The 25,884-nt window shown below is 69.6% G+C and carries 25 protein-coding genes; 24 read left to right on the top strand and 1 reads right to left on the bottom strand.

Annotated features, from left to right (window positions below):
- Positions 1-152 precede the first annotated feature (152 nt).
- The 20 genes from thrB (at position 153) to ACWCPW_RS10405 (ending at position 19,775) form a co-directional block, all read left to right on the top strand.
- The gene (gene thrB / locus ACWCPW_RS10500) at positions 153-1,067 is read left to right on the top strand and encodes a homoserine kinase (RefSeq protein WP_406298471.1); all 915 of its coding nucleotides are present in this window, start codon (positions 153-155) and stop codon (positions 1,065-1,067) included.
- A 573-nt stretch (positions 1,068-1,640) separates the two neighbouring features.
- Positions 1,641-3,728, top strand: a complete 2,088-nt coding sequence (rho, locus tag ACWCPW_RS10495; protein WP_449761170.1) for a transcription termination factor Rho — start codon at positions 1,641-1,643, stop codon at positions 3,726-3,728.
- A gap of 219 nt (positions 3,729-3,947) precedes the next feature.
- Complete coding sequence (gene rpmE / locus ACWCPW_RS10490) at positions 3,948-4,172, top strand: 50S ribosomal protein L31 (protein ID WP_020549124.1); 225 nt, start codon at positions 3,948-3,950, stop codon at positions 4,170-4,172.
- Between the two features lie 168 nt (positions 4,173-4,340).
- Positions 4,341-5,396 (top strand): peptide chain release factor 1, encoded by a 1,056-nt coding sequence (gene prfA, locus ACWCPW_RS10485; protein ID WP_449761337.1) that lies wholly within the window; start codon positions 4,341-4,343, stop codon positions 5,394-5,396.
- 10 nt (positions 5,397-5,406) lie between these two features.
- The gene (prmC, locus tag ACWCPW_RS10480; protein WP_449761169.1) at positions 5,407-6,252 is read left to right on the top strand and encodes a peptide chain release factor N(5)-glutamine methyltransferase; all 846 of its coding nucleotides are present in this window, start codon (positions 5,407-5,409) and stop codon (positions 6,250-6,252) included.
- A 250-nt stretch (positions 6,253-6,502) separates the two neighbouring features.
- A complete protein-coding gene (locus ACWCPW_RS10475; protein ID WP_449761168.1) occupies positions 6,503-7,150 on the top strand; it encodes an L-threonylcarbamoyladenylate synthase in 648 nt (215 codons plus the stop codon).
- Complete coding sequence (locus tag ACWCPW_RS10470; RefSeq protein WP_395866000.1) at positions 7,147-7,797, top strand: arsenate reductase/protein-tyrosine-phosphatase family protein; 651 nt, start codon at positions 7,147-7,149, stop codon at positions 7,795-7,797. The genes ACWCPW_RS10475 and ACWCPW_RS10470 overlap by 4 nt, the downstream gene beginning before the upstream one ends.
- Before the next feature lie 184 nt (positions 7,798-7,981).
- Positions 7,982-9,265, top strand: a complete 1,284-nt coding sequence (locus ACWCPW_RS10465; RefSeq protein ID WP_449761167.1) for a serine hydroxymethyltransferase — start codon at positions 7,982-7,984, stop codon at positions 9,263-9,265.
- A gap of 209 nt (positions 9,266-9,474) precedes the next feature.
- Positions 9,475-10,830, top strand: coding sequence for an MraY family glycosyltransferase (locus tag ACWCPW_RS10460; protein ID WP_449761166.1), 1,356 nt, complete (start codon positions 9,475-9,477; stop codon positions 10,828-10,830).
- Between the two features lie 235 nt (positions 10,831-11,065).
- A complete protein-coding gene (locus ACWCPW_RS10455; RefSeq protein WP_406298478.1) occupies positions 11,066-11,431 on the top strand; it encodes a hypothetical protein in 366 nt (121 codons plus the stop codon).
- Positions 11,432-11,564: 133 nt separating this feature from the next.
- Positions 11,565-11,747 (top strand): AtpZ/AtpI family protein, encoded by a 183-nt coding sequence (locus tag ACWCPW_RS10450; RefSeq protein ID WP_449761165.1) that lies wholly within the window; start codon positions 11,565-11,567, stop codon positions 11,745-11,747.
- 87 nt (positions 11,748-11,834) lie between these two features.
- Positions 11,835-12,650 (top strand): F0F1 ATP synthase subunit A, encoded by an 816-nt coding sequence (gene atpB, locus ACWCPW_RS10445; RefSeq protein WP_449761164.1) that lies wholly within the window; start codon positions 11,835-11,837, stop codon positions 12,648-12,650.
- A gap of 78 nt (positions 12,651-12,728) precedes the next feature.
- The gene (gene atpE / locus ACWCPW_RS10440; RefSeq protein ID WP_395865988.1) at positions 12,729-12,956 is read left to right on the top strand and encodes an ATP synthase F0 subunit C; all 228 of its coding nucleotides are present in this window, start codon (positions 12,729-12,731) and stop codon (positions 12,954-12,956) included.
- A 32-nt stretch (positions 12,957-12,988) separates the two neighbouring features.
- Positions 12,989-13,546, top strand: coding sequence for a F0F1 ATP synthase subunit B (locus ACWCPW_RS10435; protein ID WP_449761163.1), 558 nt, complete (start codon positions 12,989-12,991; stop codon positions 13,544-13,546).
- Positions 13,546-14,361: a F0F1 ATP synthase subunit delta gene (locus tag ACWCPW_RS10430; RefSeq protein ID WP_449761162.1), complete on the top strand. Its 816-nt coding sequence runs from the start codon at positions 13,546-13,548 to the stop codon at positions 14,359-14,361. The genes ACWCPW_RS10435 and ACWCPW_RS10430 overlap by 1 nt, the downstream gene beginning before the upstream one ends.
- Before the next feature lie 147 nt (positions 14,362-14,508).
- Positions 14,509-16,152, top strand: coding sequence for a F0F1 ATP synthase subunit alpha (gene atpA / locus ACWCPW_RS10425; RefSeq protein WP_449761161.1), 1,644 nt, complete (start codon positions 14,509-14,511; stop codon positions 16,150-16,152).
- Positions 16,153-16,172: 20 nt separating this feature from the next.
- Positions 16,173-17,081, top strand: a complete 909-nt coding sequence (locus ACWCPW_RS10420) for a F0F1 ATP synthase subunit gamma (protein ID WP_449761160.1) — start codon at positions 16,173-16,175, stop codon at positions 17,079-17,081.
- A gap of 5 nt (positions 17,082-17,086) precedes the next feature.
- Positions 17,087-18,535, top strand: a complete 1,449-nt coding sequence (gene atpD, locus ACWCPW_RS10415; RefSeq protein WP_449761159.1) for a F0F1 ATP synthase subunit beta — start codon at positions 17,087-17,089, stop codon at positions 18,533-18,535.
- 206 nt (positions 18,536-18,741) lie between these two features.
- Positions 18,742-19,116 carry a F0F1 ATP synthase subunit epsilon gene (locus ACWCPW_RS10410; RefSeq protein ID WP_360318886.1) on the top strand — a complete coding sequence of 125 codons (375 nt, stop codon included), beginning with the start codon at positions 18,742-18,744 and terminating at the stop codon, positions 19,114-19,116.
- A gap of 83 nt (positions 19,117-19,199) precedes the next feature.
- Complete coding sequence (locus ACWCPW_RS10405; RefSeq protein WP_449761158.1) at positions 19,200-19,775, top strand: DUF2550 domain-containing protein; 576 nt, start codon at positions 19,200-19,202, stop codon at positions 19,773-19,775.
- A 111-nt stretch (positions 19,776-19,886) separates the two neighbouring features.
- Here the strand turns inward: ACWCPW_RS10405 and ACWCPW_RS10400 are convergent, their stop codons facing one another.
- Positions 19,887-20,459, bottom strand: a complete 573-nt coding sequence (locus ACWCPW_RS10400; RefSeq protein ID WP_449761157.1) for a cob(I)yrinic acid a,c-diamide adenosyltransferase — start codon at positions 20,457-20,459, stop codon at positions 19,887-19,889.
- Positions 20,460-20,573: 114 nt separating this feature from the next.
- On the opposite strand from ACWCPW_RS10400, the gene murA reads away from it, so the two are divergent.
- The 4 genes from murA to ACWCPW_RS10380 all read left to right on the top strand — a co-directional run bounded on the left by murA (position 20,574) and on the right by ACWCPW_RS10380 (position 25,800).
- On the top strand, positions 20,574-21,854 hold the full coding sequence (gene murA / locus ACWCPW_RS10395) for a UDP-N-acetylglucosamine 1-carboxyvinyltransferase (protein WP_395865972.1): 1,281 nt from the start codon (positions 20,574-20,576) through the stop codon (positions 21,852-21,854).
- A gap of 112 nt (positions 21,855-21,966) precedes the next feature.
- Positions 21,967-22,815, top strand: a complete 849-nt coding sequence (locus tag ACWCPW_RS10390; protein WP_449761156.1) for a 3-hydroxyacyl-CoA dehydrogenase family protein — start codon at positions 21,967-21,969, stop codon at positions 22,813-22,815.
- A 342-nt stretch (positions 22,816-23,157) separates the two neighbouring features.
- A complete protein-coding gene (locus ACWCPW_RS10385) occupies positions 23,158-23,463 on the top strand; it encodes an STAS domain-containing protein (RefSeq protein ID WP_449761155.1) in 306 nt (101 codons plus the stop codon).
- Positions 23,464-23,814: 351 nt separating this feature from the next.
- Positions 23,815-25,800, top strand: a complete 1,986-nt coding sequence (locus tag ACWCPW_RS10380; protein WP_449761154.1) for a protein meaA — start codon at positions 23,815-23,817, stop codon at positions 25,798-25,800.
- The last annotated feature ends 84 nt before the right edge of the window (positions 25,801-25,884 follow it).

Below are 25,884 nucleotides of genomic sequence, written 5' to 3'. Positions count from 1 at the left end.
ACGCGGCCTTGCACTCGTTCCGCGGCGCATGCCGCCCGGGTCTCGCGTCTGTTCCTGCCGTTCCGCAGCACCCGCGATTTCCCGAATGCGCCACCGGTTCGGACCGTCCCGCGAAGGTGCCCGGAACTCCACGAGGAGGAGTGTCCACGCGTATGGCCGGCCCCGCATTCCGTGCCGCCCCCGTCCGGGTTCGCATCCCGGCCACGAGCGCCAACCTGGGTCCCGGGTTCGACGCGTTCGGACTCGCGCTCGGACTGTACGACGACGTCGCCGTCCGGGTCGCGGACGAGGGCTTGTCGATCGACATCGCAGGCGAGGGCGCCGACGACCTGTCCCGCGACGAGAACCACCTGGTCGTGCGCGCGGCCTACGCCGCGTTCGAGGCGATGGGCGGTCGACCCCCCGGGCTGGACGTCGTATGTGCCAACCGGATCCCGCACGGACGCGGTCTGGGCTCGTCCGCCGCGGCGATCTGCGCGGGCGTGATCGCCGCCCGGGCGCTGACCATAGGCGGCGCCGAACGGCTCGACGACGAGGCCACCCTCGCCCTGGCGACCGAGCTGGAAGGCCACCCGGACAACGTCGCGGCGTGTCTGCTCGGCGGCTTCACCATCGCCTGGACCGACGAGGACGGCCCCCGGGCGGTGCGATCGACCCCCGACCGGGGTATATCTCCCGTCGTGTTCGTACCCGCTTCACCGCTGTCCACCGAGGTCGCGCGCGGTCTGCTGCCGGCCAAGGTGACGCATCGCGACGCCGCGGCGAACGCGGGACGCGCGGGCCTGCTGGTCACCGCGCTGACCTCGCGTCCGGACCTGCTGTTCGCCGCGACCGAGGATCGGCTGCACCAGACCTACCGGGCGCCCGCGATGCCCGCGAGCGCCGAATTGATCGACAAGCTGCGCGCACAGGGGATGGCCGCGGTCGTCTCCGGCGCGGGGCCGACCGTGCTCGCCCTGGTCACACACGACCGGGTCGACGAGGCGATCGGTATGGCCGGGCCCGATTGGGTGGTTCGGCAATTGGGAGTGGACGGGGCCGGAGCAAGCGTCATGCCACTGGCGTGACCTGCGTACTCGCCGTTCGTTGGCAGTACGCCCGGTAGGCGGGAGACGGACCCGACGGCACACCCGGCGCGGCCGGGCGACGGGTGCGAGCGGTGGTGGATCCGTTCACTCCACTGCACTACCGCAGGAAAAATGGGCTGCGCCGGGGGAGCGATGGGGTGGGGGAATGTCTCTTGGGTCCGGTAGTGTTAGCGTCATCACCGCACCAGATCCCCCACCCGCATAGGTTGGGCGCGTTCGGTGCTCTGTGGCCACGATCCTTTGGGAGTTCCCCCTCCTGCCTGTCCTTCGTGACGAACGTGGCTCCCCGATACAGACCGGCGGAACCACCGCGCCGCGTCGAGCTCATCCCGGGGACCCGAGGGCCGTTCCTTCACAGGAAATCGAGCCCCTACAGGAATACGAGCCCCCACAGGCATACATGAGCCCGATCCTCGCAGTACTGGGCACATTTTCGACGATTCCCGCCATCCGGCGGACCACCGCACCGGACCGCACTGGAAGCGGGACGGACAGCACAACCGGTCGCCGAGCCCCCTCAAGGCCGACGCCCGCTCCAGGGAAGGACCCTTCGTGAGCGACACCACCGAACTCATGGACGCAACGCCGCAGGCCGCGTCCGCCTCGGGTGACGCGGCTGCCACCGCGGACGCCCCCGCTCCCGCCACGCGGCGCCGCCGCTCGACGGGCACCGGCCTCAACGGCATGGTGCTGGCGGAGCTGCAGCAGGTCGCCACCGGTCTCGGCATCAGCGGCACCGGCCGCATGCGCAAGAGCCAGCTGATCGAGGCCATCCAGGCGAAGCAGGGTGGTTCGGACGCCGCTCCCGCTGCAGCCACGAAGCCGGCCCGGGCCACCAAGGCCAAGGCCGCCGCAGCCGCGGACAACGGCGCGGCGCCGGCCGAGGCCGCTGCCGCGGCGCCCGCCGAGGCGCCCGTCGCGGAGGCGCCCACCAGGGCCCGCCGCGCCGCGCGGACGCGGGTCGCGGTCGAGGCCCCGCAGATCGAGATTCCGGAGCAGGCCGCCGCCGAGGCGCCTGCCAACGGGCGCACCCGACGTGAGCAGGAGCCGGTGGCCGAGGCCACCGAGGCCCCGACACGCCGTCGTGGCGAGCGCACCGAGCGCACCGGCGACGAGCCGGGCGAGCAACGCGAGGGCGGCGAGCGTGAGGGCCGCCGCGAGCGTCGCGAGCGCGGCCAGAACCGGCGCGACCGCGGCGACCGCAACAGCGAGCGCGGCGGCGAGCGGACCGAGCGCGCCGAGCGCCCGGAGCGCGGCGAGCGGGCCGAGCGCGGCGACCGCGGCAACAACGAGCGCGGGGAGCGCGGCGGCGACCGCGCCGAGCGGGCCGACCGCGGCGGCGAGCGCGGCAAGCAGCAGCAACAGCAGCAGGACAACGACCCGATGGGTCCGGACGACGACTTCGAGGGTGGCGGCCGTCGGCGTCGTGGCCGCTACCGCGACCGCAACCGTCGCCGCGGCGGCCGCGAGGGCTTCGAGACCAACGAGCCCGTGCTGGCCGACGACGACGTCCTGGTCCCCGTCGCGGGCATCCTGGACATCCTCGACAACTACGCCTTCGTGCGGACCTCGGGCTACCTGCCCGGCTCCAACGACGTGTACGTCTCGCTCGCCCAGGTCCGCAAGAACGGCCTGCGCAAGGGTGACGCGATCGTCGGCGCGGTGCGTCAGCCGCGCGACGGCGAGCGTCGGGAGAAGTTCAACGCCCTCGTGCGCCTGGACACGGTCAACGGCATGGAGCCGGAACAGGCGCGGCAGCGCTCCGACTTCAACAAGCTGACCCCGCTCTACCCGCAGGACCGGCTCCGTCTGGAGACCGACTCCGGCGCGCTGACCACGCGGATCATCGACCTCGTGTCGCCGATCGGCAAGGGCCAGCGCGGCCTGATCGTCGCGCCGCCCAAGGCGGGCAAGACGATGGTGCTCCAGGCGATCGCCAACGCGATCACCGTGAACAACCCCGAGTGCCACCTGATGGTCGTGCTCGTGGACGAGCGCCCCGAAGAGGTCACCGACATGCAGCGCTCGGTCAAGGGCGAGGTCATCTCCTCGACCTTCGACCGGCCCGCCGAGGACCACACGATCGTCGCCGAGCTGGCCATCGAGCGGGCCAAGCGCCTGGTCGAACTGGGCCACGACGTGGTCGTGCTGCTCGACTCGATCACCCGCCTGGGCCGCGCGTACAACCTCGCGGCGCCCGCCTCCGGCCGCATCCTGTCCGGTGGTGTCGACTCGACCGCGCTGTACCCGCCGAAGAAGTTCTTCGGCGCGGCGCGCAACATCGAGAACGGCGGCTCGCTGACCATCCTGGCCACCGCGCTGGTCGAGACCGGCTCGCGGATGGACGAGGTGATCTTCGAGGAGTTCAAGGGCACCGGCAACATGGAGCTCAAGCTCGACCGCAAGCTCGCCGACAAGCGGATCTTCCCGGCGGTGGACGTGGACGCGTCCAGCACCCGCAAGGAAGAGATCCTGATGGCCTCGGACGAACTCGCGGTCGTCTGGAAGCTGCGCCGGGTGCTGCACGCGCTCGACCAGCAGCAGGCCATCGAGCTGCTGCTGGACAAGATGAAGAAGACCAAGAGCAACGGCGAGTTCCTGATGCAGATTCAGAAGACCACGCCGATGCCGAACGACTAGTCGCACCTCGACCGGTCGTAGGACGCACCACCTCCGGACGCAAGACCGGACACGGCGTCGGCCAGGAGGGAATGTCACGACCCCGGTCGTGGTTGGGCGGTACAGACCCTGATTTGGGTCCGGTCGCCCCCTCCTGGCAGACTGCTCTGTCGGCCCCGGTTCACGTGACGCCCACTCGGGCGTACGACCCGGCGCCCTCCCGAACCCAAGGAGACTCCTGTGAAGCCCGACATCCACCCCGAGTACGTGGAAACCACCGTCACCTGTGGCTGTGGCTCGACGTTCACCACGCACAGCACCGCGACCAGCGGCCAGATCCGCGTCGAGGTCTGTTCGCAGTGTCACCCGTTCTACACGGGCAAGCAGAAGATCCTCGACACGGGTGGTCGTGTGGCGCGCTTCGAGAAGCGCTTCGGCAAGCAGCCGGTGGCCGGCAGCAAGTAGCGACCCCGCGGCGCCGGAGGAGCGGTGGGCCTTGTCCAAGGTCCGTACCGCCCCTCCGGCGCCGTTCGTTTGTCCGCCCGTCCGGGCGTCCCGCCGATCCCGCCACCGCGTCACGATCCCGCCGAGTTCGCGGCCATACCCCAGAGGAGCCCCCCAGTGTTCGAGGCGATGGACGACCTGCTCGCCGAGCACGCCGACCTGGAGCGGCAGCTCGCCGATCCGGCCGTGCACGCGGACCAGACACGCGCGCGCAACCTCGGGCGGCGCTACGCCGAACTGGGGCCGATCGTGGACGCCTACCGGCAGTGGGCCGGCGCCGCCGACGACGTCGAGGCCGCACACGAACTGGTCGCCGAGGACCCGGACTTCGCCGCCGAGGCGGAGGAGGCCGAGCAGCGCCGCGAGGAGTGCGCGGAGAAGCTGCGCCGACTGCTGGTACCGCGCGACCCGGCCGACGACAAGGACGTGATCCTCGAGGTCAAGGCGGGCGAGGGCGGCGAGGAGTCGGCCCTGTTCGCGGGCGACCTGCTGCGGATGTACCTGCGCTACGCCGAGCGGGCCGGCTGGAAGACCGAGATCCTCGAATCCAACGAGTCCGATCTCGGCGGCTACAAGGACGTCCAGGTGGCGGTCAAGACCAAGGGCAACCCCGCGCCCGGCGAGGGCGTCTACGCCCGGCTCAAGTTCGAGGGCGGCGTACACCGCGTCCAGCGCGTGCCCGCCACCGAGTCGCAGGGCCGCATCCACACCTCCGCGGCCGGCGTCCTGGTGCTGCCCGAGGCGGAGGACGTCGAGGTCGAGATCAACGCCAACGACCTGCGCATCGACGTGTACCGCTCGTCCGGGCCCGGCGGCCAGTCGGTCAACACCACCGACTCGGCCGTGCGCATCACGCACCTGCCCACCGGCATCGTGGTCTCCTGCCAGAACGAGAAGAGCCAGCTCCAGAACAAGGAGTCGGCGATGCGCATCCTGCGCGCCAGGATGCTCGCCGCGGCCCAGGAGGAGGCCGACAAGGAGGCCTCCGACGTGCGCCGCAGCCAGGTCCGCACGGTGGACCGCTCCGAGCGCATCCGGACGTACAACTTCGCGGAAAACCGGATTTCGGACCACCGCGTGGGCTACAAGGCGTACAACCTGGACCAGGTGCTCGACGGCGATCTCGATCCGGTCATCCAGGCGTGTGTGGACGCCGACATGGCCGCCCGGCTCGCCCACCAATAACGGAGACGAGATGAACCTGCTGCTCGCCGAGGTGGCCCAGGCCACCCTGCGACTGGCCGACGCGGGCGTTCCCTCTCCGCGCTTCGATGCCGAGGAACTCGCGGCGTTCGTGCACGGCGTCAAGCGTGGCGCCCTGCACACCGTCGCCGACGGCGACTTCGACGCGCGGTTCTGGGAGGCCATCGCGCGCCGGGAGGCCCGTGAGCCGTTGCAGCACATCACCGGGCGGGCCTTCTTCCGTTACCTCGAACTCCAGGTGGGCCCCGGCGTGTTCGTGCCCCGGCCGGAGACCGAGGTGGTGGTCGGCTGGGCGATAGACGCGCTGCGCGCGATGGACGTCGCCGAACCGCTCGTGGTCGACCTGTGCACCGGCTCCGGCGCGATCGCGCTCGCGGTCGCCCAGGAGGTGCCGCGCTCGGTCGTGCACGCGGTCGAGCTGGACCCGGACGCCGCCCGCTACGCCGCGCGCAACGCGAGCGGCTCGCGGGTGATCCTGCACCGGGGCGACGCGCTCGCCGCGCTGCCGGAGCTGGACGGCACGGTCGACCTGGTGATCAGCAACCCGCCCTACGTGCCGCTGGACGAGCGGGACGAGATGGCCCCCGAGGCGCGCGACCACGACCCCGAACTGGCGCTGTTCTCGGGGCCGGACGGGCTGGACTTCATCCGGATCCTGTCCAAGACCGCCTACCGGCTGCTGCGCCCGGGCGGTCTGGTGGTGGTCGAGCACGCGGACACCCAGGGCGGCGCGGTGCCGTGGATCTTCAACGAGGAGGCCGGTTGGGTGGACGCGGCCGACCACCGCGACCTGACCAATCGCCCGCGCTTCACCACCGCACGCAAGGAAGGCGCGTGAATCGCGCGCCCCGCACTCCCGCGCGGTCGACGCCGCCCGCGCCGCCCACACCTCTCGCGGCACCGGCACCGGCACCGTCCTCGGATCTCGCACCACCCGCACCACTGGCACCACCCGCACCACCGGCACGCTTGACATCGCCGGCACCACCGGCGCCGGCCGCGCGCTTGGCACCACCCACACGCTTGGCCTCACCCGTAACACCCGTACCACCCGTTTCGCCCGTACCGCTTCAGGAGGTAAGTGCCCGATGAGCCGACGCTACGACTGCTCCGACGCGATGGACCGTGGGCTCGGGCTGCGTGAGGCGACCGGGTCGATCAAGCGCGGCGACCTGGTCGTGCTGCCGACGGACACCCTGTACGGCATCGGCGCGGACGCGTTCACCCCGCACGCCGTGCACGCGTTGCTGGACGCCAAGGGCCGGGGCCGCAACATGCCCTCGCCCGTGCTGGTGGGCTCGCCGAACACGCTGCACGGGCTGGTCACCGGCTTCCCCGAGGTGGGCTGGGAACTGGTCGACGCGTTCTGGCCGGGCGCGCTGACCATCGTCGCCTTCCACCAGCCGTCGCTGATGTGGGACCTGGGCGATACGCGCGGCACGGTCGCGGTGCGCATGCCGCTGCACCCGGTCGCGATCGAACTGCTCACCGAGACCGGGCCGATGGCGGTCAGCAGCGCGAACCGGTCCGGCAATCCGGCGGCGACCACGGTCGAGGAGGCCGAGGCCCAGCTCGGCGAATCGGTGTCGGTGTACCTGGACGGCGGCACCTGCCCCTCGACCGCGCCGTCCTCGATCGTCGACCTGACCGCCGGCCGCCCCCGGCTGCTGCGTGAGGGTGCCCTGTCGTTGGACACGTTGCGCGAGGTCGTACCCGACCTGGAGGGCGTGAATTGACCCCGCCACCTCCCGTGGGGCACTCCTACGGGCCGTACGGGTCCGCGCCCGACTCGTTTCGGATCCTGTTCGTGTGTACGGGGAGCATCTGCCGCTCGCCGATCGCCGAACGGCTCGCGCGGCTGGGACTGGAGCGCCGGCTCGCCGCCGACGACGCGGTCCGCCTCAGCGTGCAGAGCGCCGGGACCTGGGGGCACGAGGGCGCGCCGATGGAGCCGCACGCGGCCGAGGTGCTGCTCGAATACGGCGCCGACCCGGGCGACTTCCACGGCCGCGAGCTGCTGGACGAGCACGTCGCCGAGGCCGACCTGGTGCTCACCGCGACGCTCGACCACCGCGCGCACGTGGTGTCCATGGGGCATGCCTCGGGCCTGCGCACGTTCACCCTCAAGGAGTTCACCCGACTGGTCGCGGTACTGGAGCGCGCGCCCTATCCCGAGCGCGATCTGGTCCAGCGCGGCCGCTCGTTGGTCCGGGCCGCCGCGGCGCTGCGCGGGCGGCTGGCCGCGCCCGATCCCGAGTGGGACGAGGTGGCCGACCCGTACGGCGCGCCGCTGAGCGTGTTCCGGGCGTGTGCCTCCGACATCGGCTCGGCCCTGGACCCGGTGCTCACCGCGCTCACCGGGCACCCCGCGCACAGCCACTGACGACACCTCGGCGCGCGGGTCGCGCGCACCCGCGCGGCGCGGCCGGCGACCGGCCCGAATCGGTGCGAATCCATCCGTGCGGCGAGCGGCCCGAATCGGTCCGAATCCGCCCCTCGAGAGCCTGTCCGTGCCCCGACCCCCGGCATATGGTGGAGAGGTCCCTGCGGCCTTGAGGAGCAGTGCCATGGGCACTCCCGACTCCACGTCAACTCCCTTCTGGGGACCGGACTTCGCCGCCCTGCGACAGGCGGACCCGGAGATCGCCGAGGTGCTGTTGGGCGAGTTGGCCCGGCAACGCGGCGGCCTGCAACTGATCGCCGGCGAGAACTTCACCTCCTCGGCGGTGCTGGCCGCACTCGGCAGCACGCTCGCCAACAAATACGCCGAGGGCTATCCCGGACGGCGCTACTACGGCGGGTGCGCCGAGGTGGACCGCGCCGAGGAGCTCGCGGTGCGCCGGGCCCGGGCCCTGTTCGGCGCCGAGCACGCCAACGTGCAGCCGCACTCGGGCACCGCGGCGAATCTGGCGGCCTACGCGGCGGTCCTGGTGCCGGGTGACACGATCCTGGCCATGTCGCTGCCGCACGGCGGCCACCTCACCCACGGCTCCCGGGTGAACTTCTCCGGCCGCTGGTTCCACGCGGTCGCCTACGGGGTCCGCGAGAGCGACGAGCGGATCGACTACGACCGGGTCCGGGATCTGGCCCGGGCGCATCGGCCGCGGCTGATCGTGTGCGGCGCCACCGCATATCCACGACTTGTCGATTTCGCGGCATTCAGGAGCATCGCCGACGAGGTGGACGCCTACCTGATGGTGGACGCGGCGCACTTCATCGGTCTGGTCGCGGGCGACGCGGTGCCCTCGCCGATCCCGTTCGCGGACATCGTCACGTGCACCACGCACAAGGTGCTGCGCGGTCCGCGCGGCGGGCTGATCCTGTGCCGCGAGGAACTCGCCGAGCGGATCGACCGCGCGGTGTTCCCGTTCAGCCAGGGCGGGCCGCACATGCACGCGGTGGCGGCCAAGGCGGTCGCGCTGGGCGAGGCGGCCGGCGCGGCGTACCGGGTGTACGCACGCCGCGTGGTGGCCAACGCGCAGGCGTTGGCGCAGGGTTTGCAGGCCGAGGGCATGCGGGCGGTCTCCGGGGGCACCGACACCCATCTGGCGCTGCTGGATCTGCGGGGGATCGGGGTCAGCGGCAGCGACGCGGAACGACGCTGTGAGCGCGCGGGCATCACGCTGAACAAGAACGCGGTCCCGTTCGATCCGGTGAAGCCGATGATCGCCTCCGGGATCCGGGTCGGCACGGCCGCGGTGACCACGCAGGGGATGACCGAGACGGACATGAAGGAGATCGCCCTGCTGATCGGTCGGGCGGCGCGCGAGGACGACGAGAGCGTGCTGCGCGAGGTGCGCGCGGCGGTCGGCGACCTCGTGGCGACCCATCCGGCCTACCCGCGTCGCTGAGTCGCCCATGGGGCAATCCCGGCCCGGGCTGGCTGGGACCAGGGGGACTGTGGTTACGTGTGGGGCGACGGGCCGGTGGTGGCGCCACCGAGCACAGTGCGATCGTCCTCGCCGGTGAAGGTTCGGCGATTCTCCCGGGGAGCGGCGGCACGTCTAGTCTGAAGCCCGTGCTGCCGCTGGGATGTGCCGAAGCCGGGGACGGTTGAGTCTTGCGCGAATACCTGCTCACGCTGTTCGTCGCCGCCGCGGTGACCTACCTGCTGACGGGCGCGGTCCGCCGGTTCGCCATCGCCGCCGGCGCGATGCCCGAGATTCGCGCGCGCGATGTGCACAAGGAGCCGACTCCGCGCCTGGGCGGGTTGGCGATGTTCGGCGGTTTGTGCGCGGGCCTGCTGGTCGCCCGGCATCTTCCGGTGCTGGAGGACGTGTTCACCGCCTCCACCGACGTGCAGGCGCTGCTGTCCGGCTGCGCGCTGATCTCGGTGCTCGGGGTGATCGACGACAAATGGGGCGTCGACGCGATCATCAAGCTGCTCGGTCAGGCGCTCGCCGCGGGCGTGATGGTCTGGCAGGGCATCGTGATCCTGTGGCTGCCCATCCCCGGCTACGGCACGGTGAGCCTGACGCCGACCCAGGGCACGTTGCTGACCATCGGGATAGTGGTCATCACGATCAACGCGGTGAACTTCGTGGACGGCCTGGACGGCCTCGCGGCCGGCATGGTGTGCATCGCCGCGCTGGCCTTCTTCGGCTACTCGTACCGGCTCTGGTTCGGTTACGGCGTCTCGGGCGCCGCCGCGCCGACGCTGTTCACCGCGCTGCTGATCGGGATGTGCGTGGGGTTTCTGCCGCACAACCTGCACCCGGCGCGGATCTTCATGGGCGACTCCGGCTCGATGCTGATCGGCCTGATGCTGGCCGCGGCCGCGGTCACCGTGACCGGCCGGATCGACCCGGACGCGATCATGGCGCAGAGCGACGGCTCGATGTCCTTCACCACGCACAAGCTGGTGCCCGTCTACATTCCGCTGGTGTTGCCGTTCGCGGTGCTGGTGGTGCCGCTGATGGACCTGGTGATGGCGGTCGGCCGGCGCGGTTGGGCGGGGCGCTCGCCGTTCGCGGCGGACAAGGGCCACCTGCACCACCGGCTCCTGGAGATCGGCCACTCGCACAGCCGCGCGGTGTTGATCATGTACTTCTGGTCCGGCCTGATCGCGTCGTTCACGGTGCTGATCTCGGTCCGTCCGGAGCGGCGTCCGATCGTGTATGTGGGCCTTGGTCTGATCGCCATCGGCCTGGTGATCCTGATGTTGCCGAGGTTCAAGCCGCACGTGCCGACCGAGCTGTACAACGTGGTCCCGCCGCGTTACCGGCGGATGCGCCGACGCCGGCGCGGCGCGAACGTTCCGGTCGAGCGGATGGTTCCCGGCGAATCAGACGGCGTACGGCTCAACGGAGCATCCGCCACAGGTGCCACAGGCTCCACACGTCATCCGCAAAACCCCACCCCACCTGCGCATTTGCCTGCGGGCAGGGGTGCGCGAAAGGGTGGTGGAAGGCTGTGAGCTTGTACACACGAACGGGTAAAGCTCTGCTCAAATAGTTTGTGATACCGTTCACGAACCAGGATCAACGGCCGATGAACCCCCAGCAACGAGGGTTCTGATCCCCCACGGCCATTCCCGAGCGTTGCGTCGTACCGAGCGTGCGCTCGGGCGACTGATTCGCCCTCTGCCCCCCACTGATGCCGGAGTCACCGACATGCAGGCCAATGACGTCCGCCTTCTCCGAGGTTCGGTCGTGTGCACGACCGGGGCCGGGGTAATCGCGGCCATCGCGGCCTTCTTCGCGGCCGGTGGCAAAGGTTTGCTCGGCGCGGTGCTCGCCACTGTCGTCGTCCTGGTCTTCTTCGCGATCGGCCAGTTGGCGATCGGGCGTATCTCGCGCAACAACCCCCTCATGATGATGAACATGGCGCTCTTCACGTACATCGTGCAGATCCTGCTGTTGGGGTTGGTTTTGTTCCTGTTCAAGGACACCAAGGCGTTCGACACGAAGGTGTTCGGACTCACCATCCTCGGGGCAACGCTGGTCTGGGTCGCCTCGCAGGTGTGGATCTTCACCCGACTGAAGATCGCCTACGTCGAACCGGACGGAGAGCGATGACATACGACCCACGCCGGACACGAGCGACACGGGGTTCGCGGGCCGGGTATGTAGACGCGACGCCGGTACTGCTAATGTCCGGGGCGTCATGAGCGAGAGAGGCCCCCGTCCACCGGACCGAGAGAATCGGGCGATGGACGGTGCCGCATGGTCGAGTGTCGGTTATCTGCTGAGCGGGATGCTCGTCTACGGCGGAATCGGCTGGCTGATCGACCAGTGGACCGGCCACTCCGCACTGTTCCTGCCGATCGGCCTGGTCGTCGGAATCGCTCTGGCCCTTGTTCTTGTCTTTGTCCGCCACGGCAGGTCCTCCTGACCGGGCCCTGTTGCGTGCCGCTCCGTGGCCCCTCGCCACGCCGACACATCGAGGTAGCCGAAAACATGCTTCACGACGAAGGAGTCGGTGGTGACTGCTGACGTCCAGACGCTCGCCAGCGAGAGCGGATGTCACCTGTTCTCCGGGTGCGGCTTCCCCTCGCCCGGGCTGAACGTCTTCGAGTTCAAGCCGATCTTCTCCATCGGGGCCTTCGACTTCACGAAGCCGATGTTGCTCGCGCTCATCTCGATGCTGCTGGTGATCGGCTTCTTCTGGAGCGCGTTCGCCAAGCCCAAGATGGTGCCGCGCGGCGCGCAGAACGTCGGCGAGTTGGGCTACCTGTTCGTTCGCGACAACATCTCGCGGGAGACGATGGGCAGGAAGGGCGACCCCTACGTCCCCTTCCTGTTCTCGATCTTCTTCTTCGTGTGGGTCATGAACGTGATGGCGATCATCCCGTTCGCCCAGTTCCCCGCGACCTCCCGCATCGCCTTCCCGGCATCGATCGTCGGCGTCGTGTACGTGACCTACCTGGTCCTGGGCATCAAGCACCAGGGCTTCGTCGGTTACTTCAAGAACATGATGTTCCCGCCCGGTCTGCCGAAGGCGATCTACTTCCTCCTCGCGCCGATCGAACTGCTCCAGGGTCTGATCACCCGGCCGTTCACCATGGCGGTCCGACTGTTCGCGAACATGTTCGCCGGACACATGCTGATCGTCACCTTCAGCGTCGGCGCCTGGTACCTGCTCGGCTTCCACGTCGGGGCGCTCTTCTCGGCGACCTCGTTCATCGTGGTCGTCATTCTGACCGCGTTCGAGCTGATGATTCAGGCGCTGCAGGCGTACATCATCACGCTGCTCGCGGCCTCCTACATCTCCAGCTCGCTCGAATCCGAGCACTGAGAGACCCCGCAGACCTTCCCTCTCCTCGACCGTCGTCCGGTGGATCGTCCATCGGCCTCGAAAAAAGGATCAGTTCTCATGAACCTCGCCGCTGAAGTTTCCGGCAGCCTCGGTTCCATCGGCTACGGCCTCGCCGCGATCGGCCCCGGTATCGGTATCGGCATCATCTTCGGTAACGGTGTCCAGGCCATGGCCCGTCAGCCCGAGGCTGCCGGTCTGGTCCGCCAGAACATGCTGCTGGGCTTCGCCCTCGCCGAGGCGCTCGCGCTCATCGGCGTCGTCATGCCGTTCGTCTACGGCACCTGATTCATCCGCTACGGACGGAAGGTCCTCACACCGTGATTTCCCTCGCCAACAGCGAAGAGAAGATGAACCCTCTTCTCCCGCCGCTCGACGAGATCATCATCGGTGGCGTGGCGTTCCTCATCGTCTTCGGCTTCCTGTGGAAGATGCTCCTTCCCAAGATCGCCAAGACGCTGGCGGACCGTACGGACGCCATCGAGGGCGGCCTCAAGCGCGCCGAAGAGGCGCAGGCCGAGGCCCAGGCCGAGCTGGAGCGTTACCGCGAGCAGCTCGCCGAAGCCCGTCGTGAGGCCGGTCGCCTTACGGAGGACGCCCGCGAACAGGGTGCGGTCACCATCGCCGAGATGCGTGCCGAGGGTCAGCGGATCAAGGACGAGATCGTCACCGCCGGCCACACCCAGATCGAGGCCGACCGCAACCAGGCCCAGAACGCGCTTCGTCAGGACGTCGGCCGGCTGGCCGTCGACCTCGCGTCGCGCATCGTCGGGGAGTCGCTCGAGGACGAGGCGCGTCAGCGTCGGGTCGTCGACCGCTTCCTCGAGGAGTTGGAGACCAAGGCCGCCGCGGCGGCGACCTCGGAGAAGGTGCGCTGATGCAGGGCGCCAGCAGGGAATCCCTCGCCGCGGCTCGTGAGCGCCTGGACGCGCTCGCGACCGCGACCGGTACCGACATGGTCCAGTTGGCCCAGGAGCTCGACTCCGTGGTCATCCTGCTCGACCGGACGGTGTCGCTGCGTCGGGTCCTCACCGACTCGTCGCGCTCCGGGGAGGCCCGCGCGGCCTTCCTGACGCAGCTCCTGTCCGGCCAGATCTCCGGTACCACGGCGGATCTGCTCGGCGGACTCGTCCGCACGCGCTGGTCGCGGCCGACCGACCTGGTCGACGCGGTCGCCGAACTCTCGGTGTCCGCCGAGCTGATCGCCGCCGAGCGCGACGGGAAGCTCGACGAGCTCGAGGACGAATTGTTCCGCTTCGGCCGGATCGTGGTGGGCGAGCGCGATCTGCGCTCCGCCCTGACCGACCCGGGCGTCGCGAACGAGCGCAAGGCGGAACTGGTTTCGGGTCTGCTGGACGGACGGGCCCAGCCCGTCACCCGGCGGCTGATCACCAGGCTCGTCGCACATCCCCGTAGCCGTAACCTTGAACACGGGCTCGAGTCGTACGCGCGCCTCGCCGCCGATCGCCGGCGTCGCATGGTCGCGTTGGTCACGGTCGCACTGCCTCTCACCGAGGAGCAGCGCACCCGCTTGGCCGCGGCGCTGGGCCGGATGTACGGCCGCGAGGTCCACCTGAACGTGGAAATCGATGCCGACGTCATCGGCGGGGTCCGCGTGGAGATCGGTGACGACGTCATCGACGGCACCGTGACCACACGTCTCGAAGAAGCGGGCCGACGGCTCGCCGGCTGAGAGACACCGGACGACGGGGCGTCGCCGTCCGCCCGGGGAAAACCCCCGGATCGGCACAGCGACTCCCACAGCAGCACCGCGGTTCCGTACGACAAGCGACGGACAGCGGACCGTTAACCCCACCACCTAGGAGAGCAGGGACACCAGATGGCGGAGCTCACGATCCGGCCGGAGGAGATCCGGGACGCGCTGGAGCGCTTCGTCGCCTCGTACGAGCCGGAGACGGCCGCGCGCGAAGAGGTCGGTACCGTCACCGAGGCGTACGACGGCATCGCCAAGGTCGAGGGCCTGCCCTCGGTCATGACGAACGAGCTGCTCAAGTTCGAGGACGGCACCCTCGGTCTGGCGCAGAACCTCGACGTCCGCGAGATCGGTGTCGTCATCCTCGGTGACTTCAGCGGTATCGAAGAGGGCCAGAAGGTCCGTCGTACGGGCGAGGTTCTGTCGGTTCCGATCGGTGACGGCTACCTGGGTCGCGTCGTCGACCCGCTGGGCCAGCCGATCGACGGCCAGGGCGAGATCGCGGCCGAGGGCCGTCGCGCGCTGGAGCTTCAGGCTCCCGGCGTGATGATGCGCAAGTCGGTGCACGAGCCGATGCAGACCGGCATCAAGGCGATCGACGCGATGACCCCGATCGGCCGTGGCCAGCGTCAGCTGATCATCGGCGACCGGCAGACCGGCAAGACCGCGGTCTGCCTGGACACGATCATCAACCAGCGCGACAACTGGCGCTCGGGCGACCCGAAGAAGCAGGTTCGCTGCATCTACGTCGCGATCGGCCAGAAGGGCACGACCATCGCGTCCGTGCGCCGCTCGCTCGAAGAGGCCGGCGCGCTGGAGTACACCACGATCGTCGCCGCCCCGGCGTCCGACCCGGCCGGCTTCAAGTACCTGGCCCCGTACACCGGCTCGGCCATCGGCCAGCACTGGATGTACCAGGGCAAGCACGTCCTGATCGTGTTCGACGACCTGTCGAAGCAGGCCGAGGCGTACCGCGCCGTGTCCCTGCTGCTGCGTCGTCCGCCGGGGCGCGAGGCGTACCCCGGTGACGTCTTCTACTTGCACTCGCGGCTGCTCGAGCGTTGCGCGAAGCTGTCGGACGAGCTCGGCGGCGGCTCGATGACGGGTCTCCCGATCATCGAGACCAAGGCGAACGACGTGTCGGCGTACATTCCGACCAACGTCATCTCGATCACCGACGGCCAGTGCTTCCTGGAGTCCGACCTGTTCCTGCAGGGCGTGCGCCCCGCGGTCAACGTCGGCATCTCGGTCTCGCGAGTCGGTGGCTCCGCGCAGATCAAGGCGATGAAGAGTGTCGCGGGTCGACTTCGCGTCGACCTGGCCCAGTACCGTGAGCTGGAGGCGTTCGCGTCCTTCGGTTCCGACCTGGACGCCACCTCGAAGGCCTCGCTCCAGCGCGGTGCGCGGATGGTCGAGCTGCTCAAGCAGGGTCAGTTCGAGCCGTTCGCGATCGAGCTCCAGGTCGTCTCGATCTGGGCCGGCACCACCGGCAAGCTGGACGACGTCCCGGTGCAGGACATCCGCCGCTTCGAGAAGGAGCTGCACGAGTACGTGCAGCACAAGCACGCGGCCCTGCTGACCGGGATCGTCGAGACCGGCAAGCTGGAAGACGACACCGTGATGGCGCTCACCGACGCGGTGGAAGCCTTCAAGCAGACGTTCACCAAGTTCGACGGCGAGCCGTTGATCCAGGACGTGACGCCTGCCGGGCTGACGAAGGAAGACGTCGGCCAGGAGAAGATCACCCGTCACGTGGCCAAGTCCGAGTAAAGAACGGAGAACCCTGACCAATGGGAGCCCAACTTCGGGTCTACCGGCGTCGGATCCGTTCCGTGTCGGCGACCAAGAAGATCACGCGCGCCCAGGAGCTCATCGCGGCGTCGCGGATCGTGAAGGCGCAGCAGCGCGTCGCGGCCTCCAAGCCGTACGCCGACGAGCTGACGCGCGCCGTTTCCGCGGTCGCCACCTTCTCCAGCACGCAGCACCCGTTGACCACCTCGGTGGAGCGGCCCACTCGGGCCGCGGTGCTGCTGGTGACCAGTGACCGCGGATTCGCGGGCGGCTACAACTCGAATGCCATCAAGGCCGCCGAGCAGCTCACCAAGCTGCTCGAGGGCGAGGGCAAGACGGTCAGCCGCTACGTGATCGGGTCCAAGGGCATCGGGTTTTTCCAGTTCCGCGAGGTGGACCTGGCCGGGCAGTGGAAGGGATTCTCCGACCGCCCCGAGTACACCGATGCCAAGAAGGTGGCAGGTGAGCTGATCGACGCGTTCGTGACGCCCACCGACGAGGGCGGTGTCGACGAGATTCACCTCGTCAGCACCGAGTTCGTCTCCATGCTCACGCAGAGCCCGGTCGCGGTACGGGTGCTCCCGTTGGCGGTCGAGGAGACGGACGAGCCGCCGGCCGGCGGTCCCTTCCCGCTCTACGACTTCGAGCCCTCGGCCGAGGGTGTTCTCGACGCGCTGCTGCCGCGGTACGTCGAAAGCCGTATCTTCAACGCCCTGCTGCAGTCCGCCGCTTCCGAGCACGCGGCCCGCCGGCGGGCGATGAAGTCGGCGACCGAGAACGCCGAAGACCTCATCCGGACCCTCTCTCGTCTGGCGAACAACGCCCGCCAGTCCGAGATCACCCAGGAAATCAGCGAGATCGTCGGTGGCGCCAACGCCTTGGCCGACGCGACCGCGGGGAGTGATTAGACATCATGACTGCCACTGTTGAGACGGCCGCTGCCACGGGCCGCGTCGCCCGCGTCATCGGCCCGGTCGTCGACGTGGAGTTCCCCGTCGACGCGATGCCGGAGATGTACAACGCGCTGCACGTCGACCTGGACCTCACGGGCCAGGGCGAGGGGGAGGGCAAGACCACGCTCACCCTCGAGGTCGAGCAGCACCTTGCCGACGGCATCGTGCGCGCGATTTCCATGCAGCCGACCGACGGCCTCGTCCGCGGCGCAATCGTCACCGACACGGGTGCTCAGATCTCCGTCCCCGTGGGCGACGTCACCAAGGGTCACGTGTTCAACGCCCTCGGTGAGGTCCTCGACGTGGACGCGGCGACCTTCGAGGTCACCGAGCGCTGGCCGATCCACCGGCAGGCGCCGGACTTCGACCAGCTCGACTCGAAGACCGAGATGTTCGAGACCGGCATCAAGGTCATCGACCTGCTCACCCCGTACGTCAAGGGTGGCAAGATCGGCCTGTTCGGCGGCGCGGGCGTCGGCAAGACGGTGCTCATCCAGGAGATGATCGTCCGTGTCGCCCGCCTGCACGAGGGTGTGTCGGTGTTCGCCGGCGTCGGCGAGCGCACTCGTGAGGGCAACGACCTGATCGAGGAGATGAAGGAAGCGGGCGTCTTCGAGCAGACGGCGCTCGTCTTCGGGCAGATGGACGAGCCCCCGGGCACCCGTCTGCGCGTGGCGCTGTCCGGTCTGACCATGGCGGAGTACTTCCGCGATGTGCAGAAGCAGGACGTGCTCCTGTTCATCGACAACATCTTCCGGTTCACCCAGGCCGGTTCCGAGGTGTCGACGCTGCTCGGTCGGATGCCCTCCGCGGTGGGTTACCAGCCGACGCTCGCCGACGAGATGGGCACCCTCCAGGAGCGCATCACCTCGACCCGCGGTCACTCGATCACCTCGATGCAGGCGATCTACGTCCCCGCGGACGACCTGACCGACCCGGCTCCGGCCACGACGTTCGCGCACCTCGACGCCACGACGGTGCTCTCGCGTCCGATCTCCGAGCTGGGTATCTACCCGGCCGTGGACCCGCTGGACTCGACGTCCCGGATCCTGGACCCGCGCTACGTCGCGCAGGACCACTACGACTGCGCGATGCGGGTCAAGAGCATCCTGCAGAAGTACAAGGACCTCCAGGACATCATCGCGATTCTGGGTATGGACGAGCTGTCCGAAGAGGACAAGCTCACCGTGCACCGCGCGCGTCGCATCCAGCGGTTCCTGTCGCAGAACACCCACGTGGCGAAGCAGTTCACCGGGCTCGACGGTTCGGACGTTCCGCTGTCCGAGACCATCGAGGCGTTCAACGCGATCGCCGACGGCAAGTACGACCACGCTCCCGAGCAGGCATTCTTCATGCTCGGTGGGCTGGACGACCTCGAGAAGAAGATCGCCGAGCTCAACAAGGGCTGACGATCGCCTGATCGACGAGGGGCGGTCCCGAACGGGTCCGCCCCTCGTGTCGGTTCCCGGCACGGGCCGCCCGGCCCGTCCGGAAACCCGCCGGCGCTGAGTCGGTTGGAGCCAGGCCCGTCCGGGCCACTATCCTTGAACACCACCCGTCCCGTGAGGACGGAGGCGAAGACCCGCGTGTCTTCGACCCGACATGAGGAGCCACGTTGGCTGAGCTGCACGTCGAGCTGGTCGCGGCCGACCGCAAGGTGTGGTCCGGCGAGGCCACCATCGTCATCGCACGCACCGCGGACGGCGACATCGGCATTCAGGCCGGTCACCAGCCGGTCCTCGGAGTGCTCGAATCAGGTCCGGTGACGATCCGTCAGGCCGACGGTTCGGTCGTCATCGCGGCGGTCCACGGCGGGTTCATCTCGTTCGCGGACAACAACCTCTCGCTGCTCGCCGAGATCACCGAGCTGGCCGACGAGATCGATGTCGCCCGCGCGGAGCGGGCGCTCGAGCGCGCCGGCGCGGCGAAGGACTCCAGCGCCGAGCGGCGTGCGGAGACGCGGCTGCTCGCCGCCCAGCGGCGGGACTAGCCACAGCCAGTCGCAGCACCAGAGCCCGGACCGACACACGGCCGGGACCACTGCTCAACGCGCGAACGAGGAGGTCGATCCGGATGGTCCTCGTCGTGCTGAGCGTGATTCTGGGCGTTGTCGTCGTATTGGTGGTCGGCGTCGCGGCGTTCGCGCTGCGTCGCCGGCTGATCCAGCGGCCCGGCGGCACCTTCGACTGTTCCCTGCGCATGCGGCCACCGGTATCGCGATCCGGCGAGGCCGGTTCGACCTCCGCGGCGTCACCCGGGCACCAGGCTCCGGGGGGCGCCGCGTCGTCGTCCCCGGAGGCGGCCGGGAGCGGTGCCGAGGAGGATCCGTCGGCGCCGTCGGCCGATCCCGACCACGGCAAGGGCTGGGTCTTCGGGATCGCCCGGTACAGCGGCGACCGGATCGAGTGGTTCCGCGTGTTCAGCTACGCGCCCCGTCCGCGCCGGGTGTTGCAGCGCGGCGGGATCAATGTGATCGGCCGCCGGGAGCCGGCCGGCCAGGAGGAACTGGCGCTGCTGGCCGGCGCGGTGATCCTGGTCTGCGAACACGACGGCGCACGGATCGAACTCGCGTTGAGCGAGGACGCGTTGACCGGTTTCCTGGCCTGGCTGGAAGCGGCGCCGCCGGGGCAACGGGTCAACGTCGCCTAGCGACGGCGGAGCTTCGCTCTCGTCCGGCGCTCGCCGGCGCGTGGAGCCGGGCACCCACAGGCCGTGCCTGTTCCGGGGCGCCCCCGAACCCCACGCCGCCGTGCGTTCGCGTCAGCGGTTGGCGCCGGGTACCCACAGCACGTCGCCCACTTCGCGGTTCGCGTGCCGGGCCAGGATGAACAGCAGGTCGGACAGGCGGTTGAGGTACTTCACCGTCAGCGGGTTCATCGAGTCGCCGTGCGCCTGAAGGGCGGCCCACGTGGTGCGCTCGGCGCGGCGGGCGACGGTACGGGCCTGGTGCAGCAGCGCGGCGCCGGGCGTGCCGCCGTTGAGGATGAAGCTGCGCAGCTTCTCCAGGTTCTCGTTGTACTCGTCGCAGGCCGTCTCCAGCGCGTCGATGTAGCTCTGCTCCACGCGTAGGGGCGGGTACTTCGGATCCTCGACGACCGGGGTGGACAGGTCGGCGCCCAGGTCGAACAGGTCGTTCTGGACGCGGGTCAGCAGCGCGACGACATCCGCGTCCAGGTTGCCGAGGGACAGCGCGACGCCGATCACCGCGTTGGTCTCGTCCACGTCGGCGTACGCCGCGAGCCGAGGGTCGGTCTTGGACGTGCGCGACATGTCGCCCAGCGCTGTGGTGCCGTCGTCGCCGGTGCGGGTGTAGATCCGGGTGAGGTTGACCATGACCGAACCCTAGTGCCGGTCCGCCGCGGATCGTCCGAAAGGGCTTCCCGGCGCGCGCTTCGTCCGTGCTTGGCGCGGTCCGTGGAGGGGCTCGGGAATCAGTACGATTCTCCGATGGACAGGTTCCGGGTGACAGGTGGTCAGCGACTCTTCGGCGAGGTGCGGATCACGGGCGCGAAGAACAGCGCGCTCAAATTGATGGCTGCCGCGTTGCTCGCGGAGGGCACCACGGTGCTCGAGGAGGCGCCCCGGATCCTCGACGTGGAGATCATGAGCGAGCTGCTCAGGCGGCTGGGCTGTGAGGTCGAGGGGGAGACCACCGGGACGGTACGGATCGACGTACCGGCCGCGCCGCGCTTCGAGGCGGACTACGACCTGGTGCGCAGCATGCGCGCGTCGATCTGTGTGCTCGGGCCGCTGCTCGCGCGCTGCGGCGAGGTGCACGTGGCCTATCCGGGCGGGGACGCGATCGGCTCGCGCGGCCTGGACATGCACATCGAGGGGCTGGTCAAGCTCGGCGCGACCGTGGAGAACTCGCACGGCGTGCTGATCGCCAAGGCGCCGAACGGGTTGAAGGGCACCACGGTCTGGCTGGACTTCCCGAGCGTGGGCGCGACCGAGAACATCCTGATGGCCGCGGTGCTCGCACAGGGCCGGACGGTGATCGACAACGCGGCGCGCGAGCCGGAGATCGTGGACATCTGCGCGATGCTCACCGAGATGGGCGCGCGGATCGAGGGAGCGGGTTCCTCGACGATCGAGATCGAGGGTGTCGAGGGGCTCAAGCCGGTTCGCCACCGCACCGTGCCGGACCGGATCGTGGCGTGCACGTTCGCGGTCGCCGCGGCGATGACGCTCGGCGACGTGACGGTGCGCAACGCGCATCCCGAGCACCTGGAGATCGCGCTCGACAAGCTGACCCTGGCCGGCGCCGAGGTGTCGCACGTACGGGACGGCTTCCGGGTGGTGATGGACCGACGGCCCAAGGCCGTGGACGTGGTCACCTTGCCGTATCCCGGGTTCGCGACCGACATGCAGCCGTTCTTCGCCGCGATGAACTCGATCGCGGAGGGCTCGGCGATGATCACCGAGAACCTCTTCGAGGCGCGGTTCGTCTTCCTGCAGGAACTGCTCCGATTGGGCGCCTCGATTCGCACCGACGGGCACCACGCGATCGTGCGCGGGGTCGAACAGCTCTCCGGCGCACCGGTGTTGACCGCGGACATCCGGGCCGGGGCGGGTCTGGTGCTGGCCGGTCTGGTCGCCGACGGGGACACCACGGTGAGCGGGGTGCACCACATCGATCGCGGCTACACCGGCCTGGAGGTACAGCTCCAGTCGCTGGGTGCGAAGATCGTCCGGGAGCCGGAGCCGGAGAGTACCTCGCGTTTCTGACGGGCCGTCAGGTAGGGGTGCGTCGGCGGCGGCGACCGCTGCGGCTACGCTCCCGGGCGAAGGACGTTCGTGCGGACGTCGGCTCGGGATCGTGTAGAGGAGAGGTAGCGCAGTGACCAACAAGATCGCCGTCATCGGGGCCGGGCTCATGGGGTCGGGCATCGCCCAGGTCGCCGCCCAGGCCGGCTACGACGTCGTGCTGCGCGATGTCACCGACGCCGCCGTGGAGCGTGGGCTGAGCGGGATCGCGGCCTCGTACGAGAAGTTCACCGCCAAGGGGCGGATGACCGCCGAGGACGCCGCGGCGGCGCTCGCCCGGATCACCACCACCACCGACCTCGAAGCCGTCGCCGACGCGGACGTCGTGGTGGAGGCGGTGTTCGAGAAGGTCGAGGTCAAGCAGGACGTCTTCCGCGACCTGGACCGGATCTGCAAGCCCGGCGCGGTGCTCGCGAGCAACACCTCGGCGATCCCGATCACCGAGATCGCCGCCGTCACCGCTCGGCCGGAGTCGGTCGTGGGCATGCACTTCTTCTCGCCGGTGCCGTTGATGAGCCTGTGCGAGTTGGTTCGCGGCTTCAAGACCTCGGACGCGACGCTGGCCACCGCCCGCGAACTGGCCGAGGCGATGGGCAAGACCTGCATCGTGGTCAACCGCGACGTGGCCGGCTTCGTGACCACCCGGCTGATCACCGCGCTCACCGTCGAGGCGGTGAAGCTGTACGAGGCGGGCGTGGCCACCGCCGAGGACATCGACATCGCCTGCAAGCTCGGCTTCGGCCACGCGATGGGGCCGCTGGCCACCGCCGACCTCACCGGCGTGGACATCATGCGCAACGCGACGAGCAACATCTACGCCGAGAGCAAGGACGAGAAGTTCGCGCCGCCGGAGCTGCTCAACCGCATGGTCACGGCGGGCGATCTGGGCCGCAAGACCGGCAAGGGCTTCTACGCCTACTGAGGCGGTTCGGTGCCGCCGTCGATCCGGGTGGCCGACGGGTGCCCGACGCGTGGTCGAAGGGTGCGCGACGGCCGCTCCGGGGCTCGGGTCCCGGGCTCGATTCCGGGCTTCGGGCCGGGCCCGGTTCCGGCCCGATCACCAGGGCCCTTCGGCCCGATTCCGCCCGATCACCGGGGCCCGGGGCGGCCGTTGGTTCGGTGACGCGTGCGCAATCGGCGCATCATCTGATGATTCGTCACCTGTATGAGTGAAGTCCGATGTGATGGGTGAGGATTATCGGGTTTTGGGTGTTCTTCTGGGAAGTCGAACCGTCATCGAACGGACGGACCCCAGGAGGAGACGATGCGCGTTTGGGGCGACCCGCGCGAGTTGCACTTGGAAGGCGTGCTCGACGTGCGGGCCACCGCCGATGTCCGGTTGGCGCTGCACGAGGCGCTGGACAACGGTGAAGGCGACCTGATTCTCAACCTCACCCGGGTACCCGCCCTGGACACCACCGGCCTGGGCCTGATCGTCGGCGCGCATCGACGCGCGGGTCGGCGCGAGCGGCGGCTGGTTCTGACCGGCGTCCACCCGGACGTGCACCGGGTGCTGGTGCTGACCCGATTGCACCGTATCCTCACGCTCCGCCAACCGGCAGCCGTCTGACCTGGGCGGATAGGTCGTCCGACCCGACACAGTGTCAGGCCGGGCGGGCAACGGCTTGCGCGCTGTGGTCGAACACACCCTGTCCGGGACGGTTACCCGTCAGTACACTCCGTGGTAAGCAGGGCCGCACCAGGCGCGGTGACAGCGGACCAGCGGGATAGCCCAGGCCGGTAGTCGCCGAACACCGGTCGGTCCGGAACCCTCCGGAGGTATTCCGTGGCGAGCCAGACGCCCTCAGCTCAGCCCTCGCAGCCGGCCGCGCCCTCTTCGGCGGCCCCGCCCTCCTCTTCGGCCGAGCGAGCCGCTTCGGCCGAGCAGACCGCACCGATCACGCGCGACCGCCCCTGGGTGATGCGCACGTACGCCGGCCACTCCTCGGCCACCGCGTCCAACGCGCTGTACCGGCGCAATCTCGCCAAGGGCCAGACCGGTCTGTCGGTGGCCTTCGACCTGCCGACCCAGACCGGCTACGACCCCGACCACGAACTCTCGCGCGGCGAGGTGGGCAAGGTCGGCGTACCGATCTCGCACATCGGCGACATGCGGCAGCTCCTCGCCGGGATCCCCGTCGAGGAGATGAACACCTCGATGACGATCAACGCGACCGCGCTGTGGATGCTCGCGCTCTACCAGGTCGTCGCCGAGGAGCAGGGCGCGGACATCGCCAAGCTCACCGGCACCACGCAGAACGACATCATCAAGGAGTACCTGTCGCGCGGGACCTACGTCTTCCCGCCCGGGCCCTCGCTGAAGCTGATCACCGACACCGTGGCGTACACGGTCTCGCACATCCCCAAGTGGAACCCGACCAACATCTGCAGCTACCACCTCCAGGAGGCGGGCGCGACGCCGGTGCAGGAGATCGCGTACGCGATGTGCACCGCGATCGCCGTGCTCGACGCGGTCCGCGACTCGGGCCAGGTGCCGGCGGACCGGATGGGCGACGTGGTCCAGCGGATCTCCTTCTTCGTCAACGCCGGCGTGCGGTTCGTCGAGGAGATGTGCAAGATGCGGGCCTTCGTCCAGCTCTGGGACGAGCTGACCCTGGAGCGCTACGGCGTACAGGACGCCAAGCAGCGCCGGTTCCGCTACGGCGTGCAGGTCAACTCGCTCGGCCTGACCGAGGCGCAGCCGGAGAACAACGTCCAGCGCATCGTGCTGGAGATGCTGGCCGTGACGCTGTCCAAGGACGCCCGCGCGAGGGCGGTGCAACTGCCCGCCTGGAACGAGGCGTTGGGGCTGCCTCGGCCGTGGGACCAGCAGTGGTCGCTGCGGATCCAGCAGGTCTTGGCGTACGAGTCGGACCTGCTCGAATACGGCGACATCTTCAACGGCTCGCATGTGATCGAGGCCAAGGTCGCCGACCTGGTGGCGGGCGCGCGCGCGGAGATCGACCGGGTCCAGGCGATGGGCGGCGCGGTCGCGGCGATCGAGTCGGGCTACATGAAGTCGCAACTGGTCGGCTCGCACGCGGCCCGGCGGGCCCGGATCGAGGCGGGCGAGGAGGTGGTCGTCGGGGTCAACCGGTTCGAGACCACCGAGGAGAACCCGCTCACCGCGGACCTGGACGCGGCGATCATGAGCGCCGACCCGGACGCCGAGCGCTCGGCGATCGAGAAGGTCCAGGCGTGGCGCACGGCGCGCGACCCGGAGGCGGTGGACGCGGCGATGGCGCGGCTGCGCGAGGACGCGCGGTCGTGGAAGGCCGCCGCGGCGGTCAACCTGATGCCGGCCACTCTCGCGTGTGTCCGGGCGGGGGTGACCACGGGCGAGTGGTCGCAGGCGCTGCGCGAGGAGTTCGGCGAGTACCGGGCGCCGACCGGGGTGTCCGGCGTGGTCGGCGTGCAGGACGGCGCGGGGCTGGCCGAGGTGCGGGGCGCCGTGCGGCGGGCCGGGGAGGAACTGGGCGGCAGGTTGCGGCTGCTGGTCGGCAAGCCGGGGCTGGACGGGCACTCGAACGGGGCCGAGCAGATTGCGGTGCGGGCGCGCGATGTCGGGTTCGAGGTGGTGTACCAGGGGATTCGGCTGACTCCGGCGCAGATCGTCGCGGCGGCGGTGGAGGAGGACGTGCACTGTGTGGGGCTGTCCATCCTGTCCGGGTCGCACCTGGAGCTGATTCCGGATGTGCTCTCGCGCATGCGCGCCGCGGGGATCGGGGATGTGCCGGTGATCGTGGGCGGGATCATTCCTTCCGCCGACGCGGTCACGCTGCGCTCGCAAGGGGTGGCGGCGGTGTTCACGCCGAAGGACTTCGGGATCACGGACATCATGGGGCGGATCGTGGAGGTGATCCGCGAGGCGAACGGCCTTGCGACGGTGCCTTCGGTTTCGGTGTGAGGTTGCCCGGCCTGCGGCCGTGGCTTGTCCTCAAACGCCGGACGGGCTGGAGTGGGGTTGGTCCGGTTCCGGGGGAGCGGCGGT

It is taken from the genome of Embleya sp. NPDC001921 (assembly GCF_053594475.1).
This window is presented reverse-complemented; position numbering and strand designations above follow the sequence as displayed.

Excerpts from the sequence above, each read along its gene's own strand:
- thrB (WP_406298471.1), top strand. The coding sequence starts at position 153 with ATGGCCGGCCCCGCATTCCGTGCCGCCCCCGTCCGGGTTCGCATCCCG.
- prfA (WP_449761337.1), top strand. The coding sequence starts at position 4,341 with ATGGACGACCTGCTCGCCGAGCACGCCGACCTGGAGCGGCAGCTCGCC.
- prmC (WP_449761169.1), top strand. The coding sequence starts at position 5,407 with ATGAACCTGCTGCTCGCCGAGGTGGCCCAGGCCACCCTGCGACTGGCC.
- ACWCPW_RS10475 (WP_449761168.1), top strand. The coding sequence starts at position 6,503 with ATGAGCCGACGCTACGACTGCTCCGACGCGATGGACCGTGGGCTCGGG.
- ACWCPW_RS10465 (WP_449761167.1), top strand. The coding sequence starts at position 7,982 with ATGGGCACTCCCGACTCCACGTCAACTCCCTTCTGGGGACCGGACTTC.
- ACWCPW_RS10450 (WP_449761165.1), top strand. The coding sequence starts at position 11,565 with ATGGACGGTGCCGCATGGTCGAGTGTCGGTTATCTGCTGAGCGGGATG.
- atpE (WP_395865988.1), top strand. The coding sequence starts at position 12,729 with ATGAACCTCGCCGCTGAAGTTTCCGGCAGCCTCGGTTCCATCGGCTAC.
- ACWCPW_RS10430 (WP_449761162.1), top strand. The coding sequence starts at position 13,546 with ATGCAGGGCGCCAGCAGGGAATCCCTCGCCGCGGCTCGTGAGCGCCTG.
- atpA (WP_449761161.1), top strand. The coding sequence starts at position 14,509 with ATGGCGGAGCTCACGATCCGGCCGGAGGAGATCCGGGACGCGCTGGAG.
- ACWCPW_RS10420 (WP_449761160.1), top strand. The coding sequence starts at position 16,173 with ATGGGAGCCCAACTTCGGGTCTACCGGCGTCGGATCCGTTCCGTGTCG.
- atpD (WP_449761159.1), top strand. The coding sequence starts at position 17,087 with ATGACTGCCACTGTTGAGACGGCCGCTGCCACGGGCCGCGTCGCCCGC.
- ACWCPW_RS10405 (WP_449761158.1), top strand. The coding sequence starts at position 19,200 with ATGGTCCTCGTCGTGCTGAGCGTGATTCTGGGCGTTGTCGTCGTATTG.
- ACWCPW_RS10400 (WP_449761157.1), bottom strand. The coding sequence starts at position 20,459 with ATGGTCAACCTCACCCGGATCTACACCCGCACCGGCGACGACGGCACC.
- murA (WP_395865972.1), top strand. The coding sequence starts at position 20,574 with ATGGACAGGTTCCGGGTGACAGGTGGTCAGCGACTCTTCGGCGAGGTG.
- ACWCPW_RS10385 (WP_449761155.1), top strand. The coding sequence starts at position 23,158 with ATGCGCGTTTGGGGCGACCCGCGCGAGTTGCACTTGGAAGGCGTGCTC.
- ACWCPW_RS10380 (WP_449761154.1), top strand. The coding sequence starts at position 23,815 with ATGCGCACGTACGCCGGCCACTCCTCGGCCACCGCGTCCAACGCGCTG.